Raw genomic sequence first — 16,019 nt, forward strand, 5'->3', positions numbered from 1 at the left:
TCGCCGATTTTCACTTTTGATTATCCGATTTGGATAAGGTATGCCGCTCTCTGTATTCCTGGGGAGTAATGCCGGTCTCCTTCTTGAAAAAGCGGTAGAAGGATTGCTCCGTCATAAAGCCGACCGCTTTCGAAATGTCCTGAACAATCAGACTGCCGCCCTCCAGCAGCTTCTGGGCTTCAGCCAACCGGTAGGAAGCCACGTAATCCGGCAACGACTGGCCCGTTAAACGCTTATACAACCGGGTCAAGTAATACGGATTGTAGCCGACGACATCACCGATCCGGGTCAGTGAGAGATCGCCGGCCAAATGGTGCTCCACGTACAACCGGACGCGGGTAATCAAATCATGCTCGCGGTAGACCTGGTCATCCTGCTTTTGTTCAAACAGCTGCATGGCCAGCGCCGACAAATAATCTTCCGCGCTCTCCCAGGAAGGGTGGGCCTCATATCTTGTAAGCTTGTCCAAATCCATGGACTCTCCGATGACCTCATGCAGTTCCCAGCGGTTCATATAAGACAGCAACAAACACATGAGCGAATAGTAGATCTCCAGCTTCAGCCGGTTGTCGGTGCCGCGCGCAGGGGAGGCCAACGCTGCCAGCTTGCCGAATTCGAGAAAAAAATGCTCCTGCTGTCCGTTGTCCAAATAAGCCGCCATGGCTCCCAGCTTCCCCAACTGGCTGCTAATTTCATGATTGTGCAGCTCTGCCTGCTGCGCCTCTTCTCCGGCTTCCTTGCGCTGTTCGATCAGGACAAGCTCCTTGCCCATGCCAAGTCCCCGTCCCAGCAGCGCCTTAAGGGTGCTGAACTGCCGGGGCGCCTCCTCCCAGGGGCAAAATGCTGCACCGGCCGAGAACGACAGCCGCAGCTTCAGCAGCCGCTTGCAGCTCATGGCGATCGTCTCAAGCGTCCCATGGATGAACCGGAGCGCCCGCTCCCTGTCCCCCGGAGCATCTCCCATAGGCTGCAGCAGCCACAGCAGCTTGTTCTTCTCATAACGCAGACTGATGCAGCGCACGGAGGGGAGCCAATATTCTTCGGCAATATTCCGGATAGCGTACAGCATCAGCTCCCTGTCTGCTACACTAAGCTCGTCCCGCCAATCGTCCACACGCCCGATGGTGAGCAGCACGCCGCGGGCAGCATCCAGCGGGCATTCCAGCTCCTGGAATTTATGTGCAAGCTGGCTTACGCCCGGGCTATCCCCCTGCAGCAGCTCCAGCAAATAATCGCCCAGCAGCAGCGGACGGACAAGCTGCAGCTGCCGGTGCGCACGCTCGATCAGCTCCTCTGCTTCCACCGCCGCATATAGCTGCGCAGCGGCCTGCTCCACAGCGCGAAGAATCGCTTCCTCGCCTTCTGTCTTTAACAGATAGTCCACCCCGCCGCCGCGCATGACTTGCTGTATATAATCAAATTCGTTATATCCGCTCAAAAAAATAATTTTGCACCACGGCCAGTAACGTCTGATTTCCTGCTGCAGCTCAAGCCCGTCCATTCCCGGCATGCGGATATCGGACAATACAATATCGAACTTCATCTTCCCCAGCTGCTCCAGTGCCTCCGCAGCGGAATACGCACCGTATACCTCCAGCTCCAGCTTGTCCCAGTGCCCGAACAGATCAAGCAGGTTCCGTACAATCCACCGTTCATTATCGACAATCAGCAGTCTGATCATGGCTGTCTCCCTTCTTCCCGTCTTATCATCAGCAGCACCTTCAATCCGCCCAGTTCACTGCGTGATACTTCAATTCCGAACGCCGGACCATAATTCAACTGAAGCCGGCGGTGCACATTGAGGATTCCTGTCGTCTCCATCGCTTCTTCAGCAAGAGCCAGCGTTCTGCGCAGCGCATTCAGCTGTTCATCGTCCAGCGATTCGCCGTTGTCTTCCACCCCGATGACCAGCCGGTCCGCCCCTTCCTCCCGGAAGGTTACCCGCAGCATCCCTTCTGCCAGCTTGTTCTCCAGCCCGTGGGCATAAGCATTCTCAATTAATGGCTGGACAATGAGCCGAGGCACCATGGAAGCCTCCCACCCCTGCGGGATGGGCTCCAGTTCGGCTGTGACCGTACCGGCGAAACGTATATTCTGAATCTCCACATAAGACCATGCGTGCTTCATCTCTGCAAGCAGACTGACCTGCTCTGCTCCACTACGTGTAATAAACTGAAAATAGCCGCTGAGATGGTGAAGCATCCGCTCGGCTACTTCATGTTCCCTCATACGAACGAGACCCTGCAGAATGAAGAAGGTGTTGTAGAAAAAATGGGGGTTAATCTGCGATTGCAATTGCTTAAGCTCGGATTGCTGGGATCTGATCTGCTGCTCATACACCTCATGAATCAACTCCTGAATCCGCTCCAGCATATGATTGAAGTGGTTATATACATAATTGAATTCATCCTGATTGCCGTGATAGAGCCTGACACTCAGATCACCAATCTCCACTCTCCGGAAGGAAGTAATCAGCCGCCTCATCGGCTTATGAATAAACCGGTATATCCAGTAAGAGAACACTACGGCGAGCAGCAAAGCGACCAGCGACTCTCCCCAAATCCAGTTGCGATGCTTGTTCAGCGGCTCCAGCACCGTCTCCGCAGGTACAAACACGGCCAAAGTCGTCCCCAGCAGCGGTGAATATTCACTGGCTCCAAAATAGTCAATGCCTGCTGACTCCAGCCGGTATTGGCCGGATTCGCCGCTGTCGTTGAGCAACTCCCCGCGGAGAGCTTCCCCGAACGCAGCCAGCAGCGAGTCCTCCACACCGGAGGCAATCTGCCACTGGCCGCCGGTGTCCATCCATACAGCTCCGCCGCCCTCCCCCTCGGCCATGCTGGAGAGTGAGCGGAGAATCTCCGGGCGTGACAGCTGAATTTCGATGGCCAGCACTGGCGGCCGGCCGGCGTACACCGCATCGGGGTAGACGCCACTCATCAGCAGCTTCTCGCCCATGCCGAAGATCGGTGATTTCATGTGGGCCGGGTTCAAAATGCCCTCCAGTTCTTCAGGCGGCATCGCACTGTCGAAATTGTTGGCATTGATGCTTCGGTCCAGGGAAGGAATATACAGCTTAACGTTCTCCACGAACGGGCTGGAGCTTTTGAGCAAATATAATTTGCTCTTGGCGGATAACAAGGCGCGGGTCCGTTCATAATCGTTCAACTGGTTCGGAACCGTCGCCAGCAAGAGCAAATCATCGTCATTGACATACTCCAGCTTCAGCCGCGTCAGCCGTGTCAGCTCTGTCTCCAGCGAAGTCAGATAGAAGTGGACACGGCTGGCCATGGATTCCGAGATTTGCTTCTGGACGACCTCCTGTCCGGATTGATTCATGACCAGGCCCCACAGGTAGAGCGGAATAATGACAAGCAAGAAAGCCATAACAAGTTTGGGATAAATTGAAAGCGTTCTCATAAATCTGATCAACAGCATCTCTCTCCTTCCACAAGCCTCCCCTGTAGTCCCATCATACCTCTGCAGCAGGCCCTTAAACAATAATAAAGAGAGGCGGTTAGCCTCTCACATTTCAAGCAGAAATTGTATGGTTTTGTCCTCGAAGCCCGGCAGCCGTTCATGGATGAAATCGGGATAGATCTCCAGTTTCTTCTCGCAGCGGATTCGGTTGTAGGCGGCGAATTGTGTCGAAGGCGGACACACCGTATCCAGCAATCCCACACCCATCATCACCTTCCCGCTGATCCGGTCCGCCAGGTGTTGAACATCAATATAGCCGAGCCGTTCAAAAATCTCATTCTCCCGCAGGTGCTGGGGATCGCGGTGACGGAAAAACGTCCGCAGTTCCTCATAGGCATCTCGGGCCAGGTCCATTTCCCATACCCGTTTATAATCACACAGGAACGGAACACTGGGTGCAGCCCGGTTGATCCGCGGCTCAAGCGCCGCACAGGCCAGCGCCAGCCCCCCTCCCTGCGATCCGCCGATTGCACCGACGCGGGCCGCATCCACTTCCGGCATGTCCATTACAATTCCGGCGAGCTGTGCCGCATCAAGATAGATCTGCCGGAACAGCAGCCGTTCGGGCGCATCATCCAGTCCGCGGATCAGGTGCCCTTTATGTGTGGTTCCTTTGACCCCGCCAACATCTTCAGACAGTCCTCCCTGGCCTCTGCAATCCAATGTGGCTATAGTAAAGCCCAAGGAAGCATAGATTAGCTTGTCGGCCCAGTCATCCGAGTGGTGGGCGTACCCATGGAACTGCACTACCGCCCGGTGCGGACCTGCAACATGCTTCGGCTTGACCAGCTTCGCATGGATACGCGCTCCGCCTGTCCCCGTGAAATACAAATGGAAGCATTCGGCGAACGGAACCTGAAATTCGCTTCTCACCAGTTCCACACGGGCATCCGTATTTCTCATCTCTTGCAGTGCTTGTTCCCAATAAGCCTCGAAGTTGGCCGGACGGGGATTACGTCCCTCATACGTTAATAATTGTTCTAACGGCATATCGACTAGCGGCATTAATAAGCACCTCCGTCTCTCTTGGTTTGTGTGTCCCATATCAAATACAGTACAATGTTGCCAGCAACGAAAGAAACAACCCGGAAGAAGAGGAGGCCGCACCATGAGCTTGTTGTTCAACCTGCCCGAAGTCAAGGAATTGCTGCGCAATTTCTATACATTGACCGGTATCCGCACCGTGATTTTCGACAATTCCTTTACTGAGCTGACCGCATACCCTACCCGTCATTCGACATATTGTCATATCATCCGCAGTGATCCGCGCGCGGAGGCCCAGTGCATCCTCTGTGACCAGGCAGCCTGCACCCAAGTGAAAAAGGAGAAAGCCCTTTACACCTATCAATGTCATGCCGGACTTACCGAAACGGTGGTTCCAATTCAAACGGACAATCAGGTCATCGGATATATTATGTTCGGCCAATTGCTGCAGACCGGGTCCCGTGATGAGTTATGGGAGAAGGTCTGTGAGAATATAAGCCCCTATAATGTGGATATGAATAAACTATACAGCGCCTTCCAGCGCAAAAAATACATCTCCAAGGAAGTCATTGATGCTTACGCCAAAACCATGGAGATGAGCGCCAGCTACCTGTATCTATCCCGGATGCTGGTGCTGAAGGAGGATACGCTGGCACAAAAGATCGACGGTTATATTACAGAGCATATCCAGGAACCGCTGTCTGTTCCCATTCTGTGCAAAGCATTCAGCATCAGCAAATCCCATCTCTACAAGCTCTCGGAGCAGAATTTTGGCATGGGCATTGCGGAATATATCCGTAACCTCCGTATCCAAATGGCCAAAAGGCTGCTGGGTGACACCGACAGTCCGATTTACGAAATTGCGGAGCAAGTCGGCATTCCCGATTATAATTACTTTACCAAAGCCTTCAAAAAGGTCACCGGCACATTGCCCAGCGTCTACCGCAAAGAAAACACTTTACAAGGACGCACTCCGGGCCGATTCTGACGGCACCTGGTTGAAAGCGTATACAGCAGAGATGGCAGCTTCCGGCACCAGCCTCTTGTTATCACCCCCGGCTTCTAGCAGTTCAGCCCTGCTCTGTGCTGATCTTATCATCCGGTCCCTGGACCAAAATAGTAATAATCGTTTGAATTAATAGTCATTTTGTTCTCAAAGGTGTGTACTATAGACAGCGCGCTTGGCTTGTCAGGAGACAAAAAAAACCCACAAAGTGGGGCTTTAGCTTCGATGATGACTCATCAAAAAAAAGCCGGCATTCGCCGGCTCTTACTTAAATCCAAGCGCGAAGATTCACCTGCTTGATGAAATCCGCCTGGGACAAACTCTCTGGGGATGCAGCCTCTATCTCTTCAACCTCAACTTCTTCACCGTTCATCAGATGATGGAACAGCTTCTCATTGTACGTTGACAATGCATAATCTATCAGCGCTTCGTGCGTGGCTCTTTCAGCTTCTAGTACCAGCAATTGCTCCTCGGCCTCAATATCCTCTGCCGTAACATAGAAATTCCGGTTAGCTTGGGGAACACGAATGACATAATCAAACGCATTATCAGGATTGCGGTCGTAAGCAATCAGGTAGCCATAGTCTCCGATAGGAAGACTCTGCTCAAAAGCGTCTGCGATAATGACAATCTTCTCTCCTAAACGCAGCATCATCCTACCTCCTGACCAAAATCTATCATGGTTCTGCTTGTTTCAACAGTCTACTAAAAAAAGATAGAGCTGTCCAGCAGCAGGATGATTGTACGATGAATTTCCGCAGAAAACACTCTGAAAATTCATGAAAGATCGCTTTCTTATTGCAAAGCTTGCTAGACTGGCAATTTATTCCTTCCAGCCAGCAGTGAGGCGCTGGCAATACAAATAATAATCAGGAGCACTGCGGAGACAATCGGTGCCAAGCTCACTCCGGTGCCTCCATCTGCAAGTACACCGGCAGACATTCCCGGCAGAGCAGCAGGCATCCAGTTCAGCTTAACTGGCAACAGGCCATGGACCAGACTCATGACCGCTGCCAGCAGGAGAGATAGACCGGCAGCTGCAGGTCCGCGCAGCCAGGCACTGAAGAGCAGCGTAAGCGATACCGCACAGAGCAGCCACAGCGCATACAGCGCAGACGCTGCAATCACATCCCCCCAGGATAAAGCCCCCATAAGCTGTACAGTATAATAAGCCGCTCCCGCTGTTCCCAGCCCAATGGCAATAACCAGCACCGTGAAGTTCGCGGTCCATTTGGCTGCAACAACGGATATAGAGGAGACCGGCTTCGCCATTAACAGTTCGGAGGTGCCGCTGCTGCGCTCTCCTGCCAGACTGTTCATCGTTCCCAGCACCAGAATCAGCATCCCAATTGTTCCATACTGGCCTAAGGCCTGAGCCATTACAGAAGACGCAGCTGGTCTCTCCATATTCTCCATCAATCCAGCCGGGACATTGGAAGAGAACGCCAGGATATCCGCCATATAAAAGCTGACCAGCGGCTGCATAATTCCCAGAACAATAAACACCACGGGAACCCAAATCAGCTTATAGCTGCGCACATTCTCCAACATCTCCTTCAAATATAGAGCCCAAAGCCTCCTCATGTTCCCACCACCTTCATGAACAGGTCCTCCAGTGTCGATGAGCCTGCTTCAAATTGCAGCAGCGGAATATCCAGTTCCACAGCTTCCTGTAAAAGCGTCCGGCGGGCGAGTTCTACATCCGTGACATTGAACACGGCCTTGCCATCCGAAATTAGCGCTTCTTCAATAAAATCCCTGTGTCTAAGTCCTTCAAGCCAGCGGATAGCCGAATCTTCCTTCCCTGTAGTGAGTCGGATTACCGGCAGACTGTATTCTGCACGGAGACTGGACAAGGTTCCTTGGACAGCTATAGTCCCCTGGTTCATCAATACGACATCATCGCATATCTCTTCCGCATCATGCAGCACATGCGTGGAGAAAATAACGGTTGTCTCCTCCCGGATGTCCCTAAGCAGCTCCATGACTTCCCGGCGTCCGATAGGATCAAGCGCGGAGACAGGCTCATCCAGCAAAAGCAGACGCGGGCGGTGTACCAGGGCCTGACCCAGCCCGAGGCGCTGCTTCATTCCCCCGGAATATCCGCCAATCCGCCGCCGTGCCGCAGAGCCTAGTCCCACACGCTCCAGCACAACGCCCGATACCGCCGCAGCCTCCCGTGCATTCATGCCGCTCATCCTGGCGGCAAATACGATGTATTCGAGTCCGCTCATCCAGTTGTAGAAAGCCGGGGCTTGCGGCAGATAGCCCAGTTGCCGGCGGTAATCCTTCCCCGGAGACCCGTCAAAAGTGATCGTTCCGGCAGACTGCGTCAGAAGACCGGCAAGCATACGCAGCGTTGTAGTCTTCCCGGCTCCATTGGGTCCGAGCAGCGCGACACAGCGTCCTGCTTCAATTCCAAAGCTGATGCCGTTCACCGAGGGATGCCCCTTAAAGCTCTTGTGAAGATCCTTGACCTCAAGCAGCGGCATTAGAATTCTTTCCTTCCCAGTGTAAAATAAGCCACGCTGCCCAGCAGGTTGCCAAAAATCAAGAACAGAACCCACATCCATTTCGGTCCGCGTACCTGCTCTGTCTTGCTCAGTGAAATCAGACCGATTATTGCCAGCACTACCTGCAGTGCAAGCAGCGGCGCAATCAATCCCCAATTCAAATCCTCCATAGCCGTGTCCTCCTTATCTGTCGGGCAATGAACTATTGTCTCAGCGGCTCCTTCCGTCCTTCCGTTTGCGCTTGTCTGGAAGAACTACAAACAGCAGGTAACATACTGCCGGTGACGGTGCACCGGTAAGTCCCCAGATTCCCCAGAACCAGGCCTTCCTCCCTTGACCTCTGTCCCTGGCATCACGGAACAGCCAGGTTCCCTGCAGCAGCAGCACAGCTGCAAGAATTATCCAAATCCAAACAGGTATCTCCTGCAGCTCCTTCACGCTTATGATTCCTCCCGCCCGTGTCTGATCCTCGCTGCTCCCAGGCTGCCAAGTGCGCTCAGAATGAACACTGCCTGCAGACTCCAATACAGCACCGGCGCCGTGCTTAGAATAGAAATCACTATGGTAACCAGTACAAGAGCCACCAAAAGGAATAACAGCAGCTCTTTACGGCGCCGCTTCCTCCGGCGGATAGCTTCCCCGGCAATTAGCTGCTCCAGCTCCGGCAAGGAGGGCGGAGTAACATCGGCATAGAGCATATCCAGGTGATCCAGCTCTGCGGACAGCTTACCCAGCAGTTCCTCGTCACTCTTAAACCTCATCCTCATTCAGCTCCTTTCGCAGTTGACCCAATCCGGCAGCTACCCTTGATTTGACCGTTCCGGAAGGGATCTCCAGCATCTCCCCGATCTCATCGTAGCTGTATCCGTAATAATGCTTCAGCAGCACAGCCATTCTGTGCGCAGAGGATAGACGCGACAAGGCGTCGAGCACTTCACTCCACTCCATATTCCGGCTCTCAAAGCTCCAGCGTAAACTGCGGTTCCCCTGCTCCTGCATCTGCCCTTCCCGCCACTGTGCCTCCCGGCTCCAGCGCCGCTTACGGTCAATGTACAACCGGCTGCCAATGGTAATCAGCCATGAAGAGAATGCCGAGGTCCCATTATAAGTCCCGATCTTCTCCATGCATCTGACCATCGTGTCCTGAGCAATCTCTTCCGCAAGCAAAGGGTCAAGTGTCGCTTTGATCAGATACTTGTACAGGAAGGGATAATGCTCCCGCAGCAGCACGGCCAGTGCAGCAGCGTCACCCTGCTGTGCCTGGCTGATCATCTCCAGCGTCCTGTCGCCCATAGCCCCTCCCCTTATCTCTTCTGTCACACCTGTAATACGTCTATGTAATAGTTATCGTTCATTCCGAGTCAGAATTATTCTGCAGCTCCCACAGTCTGCGTCTCCATGGCTGAATAGCCCCCTTGCCTCCGGGAAAGCTCCAGAACAGCGTATATTTAGTATCACTCTTCCCGCCCAGATCATTCACTTCATTCCGCTCCGCTATCAATGAATCATTCGCTTCCAATTCCCCGTAATCCAACTGACAATGCATATTATCCTTCATTCTGCTTCCCCCAATAAAATTCATATCTATAGGCAAAAAAAAGAACGCAAACCGGGATTATTCCACAGTCTGCGTGCTTCGCGAGGTAAATGTTACATTTAATTAACCATATTGTAACAACCTGGCCCCGGCTTGTCTACCTCTAATTTCCCGGTTTGTGTCAAATCCGGCCAAAAGATGTCGTTACACGGCAAACGGAAACGGCTTTGGCGTCCTCTTACATCGGGACATAAGGGTTGTGAAGCCTCTCATAGCCGATTGAGGTTCGCGGACCATGTCCGGGGAACACTCTCACTTCCTCATCCAGCCGGTAGAGCTTGCCGCGGATTGAGTCAATCAGATCCCGTTCTCTGCCGCCCGGAAGATCGGTACGTCCCACTCCCATTTTGAACAAGACATCACCGGCAAACAAATCATTCCCGCATAAAAAGCTAACGCTCCCCGGCGAATGTCCCGGCGTATGCATGACACTGAAAGAAAGGCCGAGCAGCTTCAGAGTCTGGCCTTCCGCCAGATCGTACTCTGCCGGATCTGTGCTGATGGGAGGCGTAGTATCAGGCCACATCAAGGAGCCGTTCAGCTTCGGGCTGCCCAGCCACTCGCTCTCCAGCGGATGGATATAGACCGGGCACTTCTTGGCTTTGCGGACCTCGTCCAGCCCGGCGATATGGTCGAAATGGGCATGCGTCAGCAGAATCGCTTCAATCTCCATTCCCTCAGCGCCGCGGAGAAGACCCGCAGGATTAGCGCCCGGATCAATGATGACACCGCGCTTCGGGTCTGCCCCCGTCAGAAGATAGGCGTTAGTCTGGAGTGCCCCCAGGTTATAAGAACGAATATTAAGCATCGGCATTAGAATCCGGAGATCAGACTGCGCAGCTCTTTGACGATAACTGCGTGTGATTCCGTTCCTTCTCCGTAGGCTTGCCCCATAGCTTTGCGCACTTCGGTAATTTTGCTGTCATAGTCCGCTGCTTCGCGGTCAGGGTTCTCCCGTTTGAACTCTCTCATCAGGGTCTGCACATGCTCCGGACGCGGTCCCCACTGGCCCAGTTCATAACCTCCGGTATCCGCAAAAATCACGATCGGAACCGAACGTCCGCCCATGGTCAGGAAGTTGTCCATCAGGTCCAGATTCTCTTCCAGAATCATCACTTCCGTCTTGAAGCCCGCAGTCTCCAGAATCCGGAAGACTACCGGGACATTACGGACAACATCTCCGCACCAGTCGGCAGCCAGAATCAACACACGCAGATCATCCCGGTGATTCAGGCTCTCGAAATATTCGCGGTCACTCTCGTCTTCCCAGGTGAACTTCTCATACCAGGCTTCAAAAGCCTGCTGGTTCTTCGTCATGGCCTCCACGAACTGGCGCGGAGTCAGGCCTTGGCCAAATTTAGATGCTACATTCTGCTTCATACTGCACTACCCTTCTTTTTGGATTTGTACCACTTGAACAGGAAATACAGAATAATTACCGCAATAGCGCCAAGAAGAATCTCATGAGTGTACTTGGCTGCGACCTCATCAATGGTCTTCCACTTGTCCCCGAGCGTATACCCCAGATAGACAAACAACGCGCTCCACGGAATGACTGCAAGGGTTGTCAGCATAGTGAATTTGCCCAGCGGCATGCGGGAAATACCAGCCGGAACCGATATGGCATGGCGGACAACCGGGATAAAGCGGGCTGTGAAAATCACACCGGTCCCATACTTTTGAAACCATTCTTCGGAGTGGTCAATGTGCTTTTTGGAGATGAAAATGTACTTGCCGTACTTCTCCAGCACAGGCCTGCCGCCATAACGGCCAATCCAATAAACAAAGATCTGGGCGATCACTCCCCCGACGGTACCGAACAGCACCGCACCAAAAAAGTTAATATCGCCTTGTGAGACCAAATAGCCGCCGAAAGCCAGGACAATCTCACTTGGGATGACTTCAATCATGAGGCCGATCATAATCCCGAAGTAGCCCAAAGACTGAATCCATTCAAACAATTGTGAAATGACATCAGATATAAAGTGCAATGCAGGTCTCCTCCCGTATGGCGTAATAGCGTGGTATTCTGCTGGCAGAACCCATCCGCTTAACCGCTCTATGTATCCAGCTTCTCCTAGCCTATTCTAGCATATGCAGGCTTACGACTTCTACATTAAGGAAAACAAGTGGAAACGGCTTTCTGACCTTTTAAAAGAAAGGGAACGTTTCGGCGAGAAATAGAAGGATAATTTATAGCGTGAACCATATGTGAGTTTCTATATTGACAAAGATTGGAATCGGCGAATATGGAGTTGAATGAATCGTTCAAAGCGCTCGCTGACCCGACCCGAAGGCAAATTCTCCGGCTGCTGCGTGAAAAGGACCGGACGGCCGGGGAAATCGCCGATTTTTTCAATATGACAAAGCCCAGCATCTCTCAACACCTCAATGCGCTGAAGCACGCGGGGCTTGTGCAGGACGAACGTAACGGGCAATTCATCGTCTATTCGCTGGACTCCACGGTACTTGAAGAGGTGCTTGGCTGGTTCCTGGAATTGACGGGTACGGGCAAGGGCAGTACGGACAGCAAACCGGAAGCTCAGGCGGATGCTAGCCCAAAGGACTCAGGGTCCAAGGGGAAAAGTGACCCGCGTGCTATTAAAAATACGGAGGATGAAGATTGATGGCGAATTTCAAATGGAAGTGGCAGGATACGCTGATTGTCATGCTGGGCTTGCTCTCCCTGGGTTATGCTCTGCTGAATTGCGGGAGTCTGCCGGATCAGCTTCCCGCCCAATTCAGTATTACCGGCAAGGTCAATACTTACTGGAGCAAGGGTTCAGTTATTGCCTTGTTCTCTTTTATGGGGTTGATTTTTCCGCTAACGATGCAGTTCATTCGCAATATTGATCCTAAGGGAGAGAATTACAATAAGTTCCCGGGCGCTTACAAAATGGTCCGTCTCACCGTTGCCGTCATCTGTGATGCCGCCCTTGTCCTGTCGGTCAGTTCCGGGCTGGATGAACATTTTGCCGCCGGAAAGTGGGCTACTGTAAGCCTGGGGCTGCTGCTGGCTGTAATCGGAAATTTCCTGCCGCAGATCAGGGATAATTATTTCACCGGAGTCCGCACGCCCTGGACGCTGCATGACCCAGCCGTATGGCGGAGAACCCACCGCTTCTCCGGAAGGATGTGGGTGATCGGCGGCCTGCTAATTGCACTGGCGGCCTTCATGCCCGCTACGCTATCGATCTGCATGATCATTACTGCTCTGGTAATCATGATTATTCTCCCTACTGTATACTCTTGGCTGATCTCACGGCGTGTTAAAGCCTGAGATTGGTCCGGGGATGGCTATGAACTGAGGCGCGGGTGATGGGCGGCAGCGGGCAGTCTAAATGCTCCCGCTGCTGCGGTCATTATGCTGATATGTTCACCGCAGCGGCGATCAAACTCCGAGCTCCATTCTAAAGTGCGTCTTATCTATCGTTGAAGCTAAGAGCCGCTTGGGACTGTAAATGTATTAGCTGAAAGTAGATCCCTTCGCTCTGCGGAAGTAGGGTGAAGTTGCGGTCATTGTGCTGCGGTCCTCTGTCCTGCTCCTTGGTGGTCAGCAGGCTGTACTGCCGCAGCAGCTCTAGCCCCGCCGCCGCGCTGTCCGCCGCTATACGTCTGTCTCCCTCTGCCAAGCTGCGTTCCCCCATCTCAAGCATTCCTTTTAAAGCGGCAAGCCTTCCCGCAGCATTAAAGTGATCCGTCTGTTGACTACGGCGAACCCAGTACAGCGCTTCCCCCGGATCACTGCCCCGCAGATAACGTGCCGCAAGCTCCCCATGCAGAGCAACATCCCCCTGAGAGAATGACAGGCTTCGCAACAACAGGTCAACCCCCTGCTTCTGTGGAAGCAGCCGCGATAAAGCAACCGCAGTCTGAGGCTCCCTCGGATTCCATCTCAGTGATTGCTGCAGCAGTGTAATTTGTACGGCAGGATCATTCTCTCTGACCGCCTGCTTGAATAGAGCAGCCCCCTTCATGGCCTGGAAGGAAAGGCCGCTGCACAGGAGGGTCAGCCCGCAGAGAACGCTGATTCCTGCGTATCCCCATAATCGGCGCGGCCGCTTCCTTCGCTGGCCGGCCGGCTTGCTGTGCTGCCAACGGGAGTCATACAGAGCTGGAGAGGCAGCCGTCCTAGCGGTCCGGCTGTTTGCTTCGGCAAGTGCCCAGGCGGGCAGCAGGAGCAGCAGCAGCCAGACCAGTCCATAGCTCCAGTCAAAATCGACTGCGCTATGCAGCAGGATCACGAACAGGGGCGGAAGCAGCCTTGGTGACGCCTTGAATACCAGTCCTCCTGCGGCCAGAAGCAGCAGGAGGACCGCAGCCAGACCCGCCATCCCGAGGTTCAGCAGGATGTCGAGGTAACCGCTGTGCACCTGGCTGCCCACATAGGGGCGGGACTGGGCGGCAAGGTACGTATGCCGCCAGGTCTCGCCCCCGCGCCCCAGCCAGGGCGCTTCTGCCGCGAGCTTCCAGGCGTCGCGGTAGAACAGTCCGCGCGCGTCGGCCGTCGGTGACGGCCCGGTGATCCGCGCGCGTACCAGCAGGAGGACGGCGCTGCCCGCCGCCGTCCAGGCCCCCGCCGCCAGCGCCAGCAGGGCGGCGCGGTGCTTGCCCGCCGCGCGGCTGACGCGGCGGTGCAGCCATAGGCCGGCCAGCCACGCGCCGGCCCAGAGCCCGGCCAGCAGCAGCAGGCCGGGCAGGGGCTCTGCCGCCAGCCCGGAGCGGGCCAGCTGGCGGTAGAGCAGCGCCGCCGCGGCAACGGGGGCGGCGCCGGTGATCAGAAGCGGCACGAACAGTTGCCGCTTCAGGAGAAGGGCTGCGGCACCGGCGGCAGCCGCAGCCAGCCATGCGCCACGCGACTCGCTGAGCAGCAGCGCGGCGGCGTACGGGAAGAGCGGCAGCAGGCGCGCCGCTGTCCGCATTAGCTCTGCGGTCCGGCGCCACGCGCGCTCCTCTCTGCCAGCTATAGCGGTCTCACCCGCGCTGCTTAGCGCTTCACCCTTCACTTCACCGCTGGCTATGTTCTCTTGCCCTGTCCGGCTTACCGTCCCACCCTCTGCTTCACTGCTGGCTATGTTCTCTTGCTCAGCTCTACTTACCTCTTCACCGTGCTCCTCCAGGCTTGCTGCTCCACGGGATGCTCCGCCCTCTTCCTCTGTGCCCTCTTCTCCGTTCACGGTTCCCGAAGGGCCCATCAGCTTGAAGCCGCTGGCGGCAGAGAATAACCTTTCCAGCAGAAACACAGCCATCACTGCGCCAAAGGCATTCGGATACTGGAGCAGTCCGGCCAGCCGGGCACCGGTAACACTGACCTCAGGTGACTGGCTGTAGGCTACCGCGTAGGGAAGCGGCAGCCCTCCGCATACCGCCAATAAGGCAGACAGGCTGATCACGAGGCCAAGCAGATGCCAGACCGCGGCAAGAAGAGCTCCTCCCCGGCGCGTTCCTGCCGCAAGTACAGCGAAGAGAGCATAGCTGGCGTAGAATCCCCAGCGCAGCAATTCATTCCATGTTCCCTGCGAGGATAAGGGGCCACGGAAGGCATGAATTGCATATAGAATACAGATGACCATGCAGCAGCCCGGCAACAACCATACAATCGCTTTTAACCTCCTAACTCTGCTCACGCTGCCACCCAACACTCGCCCGCTCCCGGACACTGCCTCAACTGCTGCCCGCGTCGTCGCGGCCCTCCCGCCATGATATGTCACCAACCGCTTACTCCCGGCTAACCTCTCAGCTTCAGTTATTTCTCTCTTTACGGGACCTCCAGTATCTCCCTTCACGCCCCCTCCGGCCAGTGCCCGTACGGGCTCCGCCTTCCCTGCCAGCTTCCCCTTCAGCTTCAGCTTCCGCATTTCCCAGCTGGAGGCAGCATAGAGGACAAGCCCCCCTAAGGTAAGAACTCCGCACAGCGCATACCATCCAGTCAGGAAGAGGTACATTTCCCCTACAAAAAAGAATCCCCGCAGCATACAGGCCGCAACCCCCGCTGCTATCAGCGCCAAACCGCAACCCAGCGTGACCGCCATTCCCCCGTATTGCCGAAACCGATTGATCTGCATTCCTAAATCTCCTATTCCTCTTGTTGCCTACAGTCTTCCCATATCTATCGCAATGCAAAAGAAAATGGCTACATAAAACACACTTAAGTCTATGATTGGGGAAATAAACGCATAGGGGGAGATAAACGCATAAGGGAGAGATAACGCTTAAGAGAAGGACTGGTAGTCAGGCAGGATAAGTCGACGTGACTTTTCAAAATGTTGCAAGTATTGCAGCTTTGATTCAGATATATCCGGGTGTCCAGATGGATTGTTGCACAAAATATAAGAATAGTTCCATAAACCGGCTTAGGGGAGAGGAAATGCTGCATTTTGTGCAACAACCCCAACCAGAGGACGGCGTAATGACGAAACTGCTGCATTTGAGGCAGGAT

At 54.4% G+C, this 16,019-nt stretch carries 17 protein-coding genes and 1 pseudogene; 3 read left to right on the forward strand and 15 right to left on the reverse strand.

What is annotated here, in order from left to right:
• Positions 1–10: 10 nt before the first annotated feature.
• From NST43_RS26445 to NST43_RS26455, 3 genes are all read right to left on the reverse strand, one after another.
• Positions 11–1,681 (reverse strand): response regulator, encoded by a 1,671-nt coding sequence (locus tag NST43_RS26445; protein WP_339220308.1) that lies wholly within the window; start codon positions 1,679–1,681, stop codon positions 11–13.
• Entirely contained in the window at positions 1,678–3,387 is a 1,710-nt protein-coding gene (locus tag NST43_RS26450) for a histidine kinase (protein ID WP_339220310.1), read from the reverse strand. Before NST43_RS26450 ends, NST43_RS26445 begins: the two co-directional genes overlap by 4 nt.
• A gap of 138 nt (positions 3,388–3,525) precedes the next feature.
• Positions 3,526–4,485 carry an acetylxylan esterase gene (locus NST43_RS26455; protein ID WP_339220312.1) on the reverse strand — a complete coding sequence of 320 codons (960 nt, stop codon included), beginning with the start codon at positions 4,483–4,485 and terminating at the stop codon, positions 3,526–3,528.
• Between the two features lie 103 nt (positions 4,486–4,588).
• Between NST43_RS26455 and NST43_RS26460 the strand changes: the two genes are divergently transcribed.
• The gene (locus NST43_RS26460; RefSeq protein WP_339220314.1) at positions 4,589–5,452 is read left to right on the forward strand and encodes a PocR ligand-binding domain-containing protein; all 864 of its coding nucleotides are present in this window, start codon (positions 4,589–4,591) and stop codon (positions 5,450–5,452) included.
• A 286-nt stretch (positions 5,453–5,738) separates the two neighbouring features.
• Here the strand turns inward: NST43_RS26460 and NST43_RS26465 are convergent, their stop codons facing one another.
• From NST43_RS26465 to NST43_RS26515, 11 genes are all read right to left on the reverse strand, one after another.
• Positions 5,739–6,122: an ATPase gene (locus NST43_RS26465; RefSeq protein WP_339225532.1), complete on the reverse strand. Its 384-nt coding sequence runs from the start codon at positions 6,120–6,122 to the stop codon at positions 5,739–5,741.
• 158 nt (positions 6,123–6,280) lie between these two features.
• The gene (locus NST43_RS26470; RefSeq protein WP_339220316.1) at positions 6,281–7,030 is read right to left on the reverse strand and encodes an ABC transporter permease subunit; all 750 of its coding nucleotides are present in this window, start codon (positions 7,028–7,030) and stop codon (positions 6,281–6,283) included.
• Positions 7,031–7,050: 20 nt separating this feature from the next.
• Positions 7,051–7,962 carry an ABC transporter ATP-binding protein gene (locus NST43_RS26475; RefSeq protein ID WP_339220317.1) on the reverse strand — a complete coding sequence of 304 codons (912 nt, stop codon included), beginning with the start codon at positions 7,960–7,962 and terminating at the stop codon, positions 7,051–7,053.
• Entirely contained in the window at positions 7,962–8,153 is a 192-nt protein-coding gene (locus NST43_RS26480; RefSeq protein WP_209991872.1) for a PLDc N-terminal domain-containing protein, read from the reverse strand. The genes NST43_RS26475 and NST43_RS26480 overlap by 1 nt, the downstream gene beginning before the upstream one ends.
• A gap of 40 nt (positions 8,154–8,193) precedes the next feature.
• Positions 8,194–8,421 carry a hypothetical protein gene (locus tag NST43_RS26485; protein ID WP_339220318.1) on the reverse strand — a complete coding sequence of 76 codons (228 nt, stop codon included), beginning with the start codon at positions 8,419–8,421 and terminating at the stop codon, positions 8,194–8,196.
• A gap of 2 nt (positions 8,422–8,423) precedes the next feature.
• Positions 8,424–8,744 carry a DUF5345 family protein gene (locus tag NST43_RS26490; RefSeq protein ID WP_209991870.1) on the reverse strand — a complete coding sequence of 107 codons (321 nt, stop codon included), beginning with the start codon at positions 8,742–8,744 and terminating at the stop codon, positions 8,424–8,426.
• Positions 8,734–9,276, reverse strand: coding sequence for an RNA polymerase sigma factor SigY (gene sigY, locus NST43_RS26495; protein WP_209991869.1), 543 nt, complete (start codon positions 9,274–9,276; stop codon positions 8,734–8,736). The genes NST43_RS26490 and sigY overlap by 11 nt, the downstream gene beginning before the upstream one ends.
• Before the next feature lie 58 nt (positions 9,277–9,334).
• Positions 9,335–9,541 (reverse strand): hypothetical protein, encoded by a 207-nt coding sequence (locus tag NST43_RS26500; protein ID WP_209991868.1) that lies wholly within the window; start codon positions 9,539–9,541, stop codon positions 9,335–9,337.
• Positions 9,542–9,758: 217 nt separating this feature from the next.
• Entirely contained in the window at positions 9,759–10,388 is a 630-nt protein-coding gene (locus NST43_RS26505) for an MBL fold metallo-hydrolase (RefSeq protein ID WP_339220321.1), read from the reverse strand.
• Positions 10,389–10,393: 5 nt separating this feature from the next.
• Positions 10,394–10,960 carry a thioredoxin family protein gene (locus NST43_RS26510; RefSeq protein ID WP_339220323.1) on the reverse strand — a complete coding sequence of 189 codons (567 nt, stop codon included), beginning with the start codon at positions 10,958–10,960 and terminating at the stop codon, positions 10,394–10,396.
• On the reverse strand, positions 10,957–11,571 hold the full coding sequence (locus NST43_RS26515; RefSeq protein WP_036696330.1) for a DedA family protein: 615 nt from the start codon (positions 11,569–11,571) through the stop codon (positions 10,957–10,959). Before NST43_RS26515 ends, NST43_RS26510 begins: the two co-directional genes overlap by 4 nt.
• A 264-nt stretch (positions 11,572–11,835) precedes the next feature.
• Between NST43_RS26515 and NST43_RS26520 the strand changes: the two are divergent.
• Both NST43_RS26520 and NST43_RS26525 read left to right on the forward strand, forming a co-directional pair.
• A pseudogene (locus tag NST43_RS26520) lies at positions 11,836–12,081 on the forward strand (autorepressor SdpR family transcription factor); the annotation flags it as partial.
• A gap of 125 nt (positions 12,082–12,206) precedes the next feature.
• A complete protein-coding gene (locus NST43_RS26525) occupies positions 12,207–12,860 on the forward strand; it encodes an SdpI family protein (protein ID WP_339220324.1) in 654 nt (217 codons plus the stop codon).
• Positions 12,861–13,002: 142 nt separating this feature from the next.
• Here the strand turns inward: NST43_RS26525 and NST43_RS26530 are convergent, their stop codons facing one another.
• Positions 13,003–15,645, reverse strand: a complete 2,643-nt coding sequence (locus NST43_RS26530) for an O-antigen ligase family protein (protein WP_339220326.1) — start codon at positions 15,643–15,645, stop codon at positions 13,003–13,005.
• Positions 15,646–16,019 lie beyond the last annotated feature (374 nt).

This window comes from Paenibacillus sp. FSL H8-0332 (assembly GCF_037963835.1).
In the GTDB taxonomy this organism is placed as follows: domain Bacteria; phylum Bacillota; class Bacilli; order Paenibacillales; family Paenibacillaceae; genus Paenibacillus_AQ; species Paenibacillus_AQ rhizoplanae.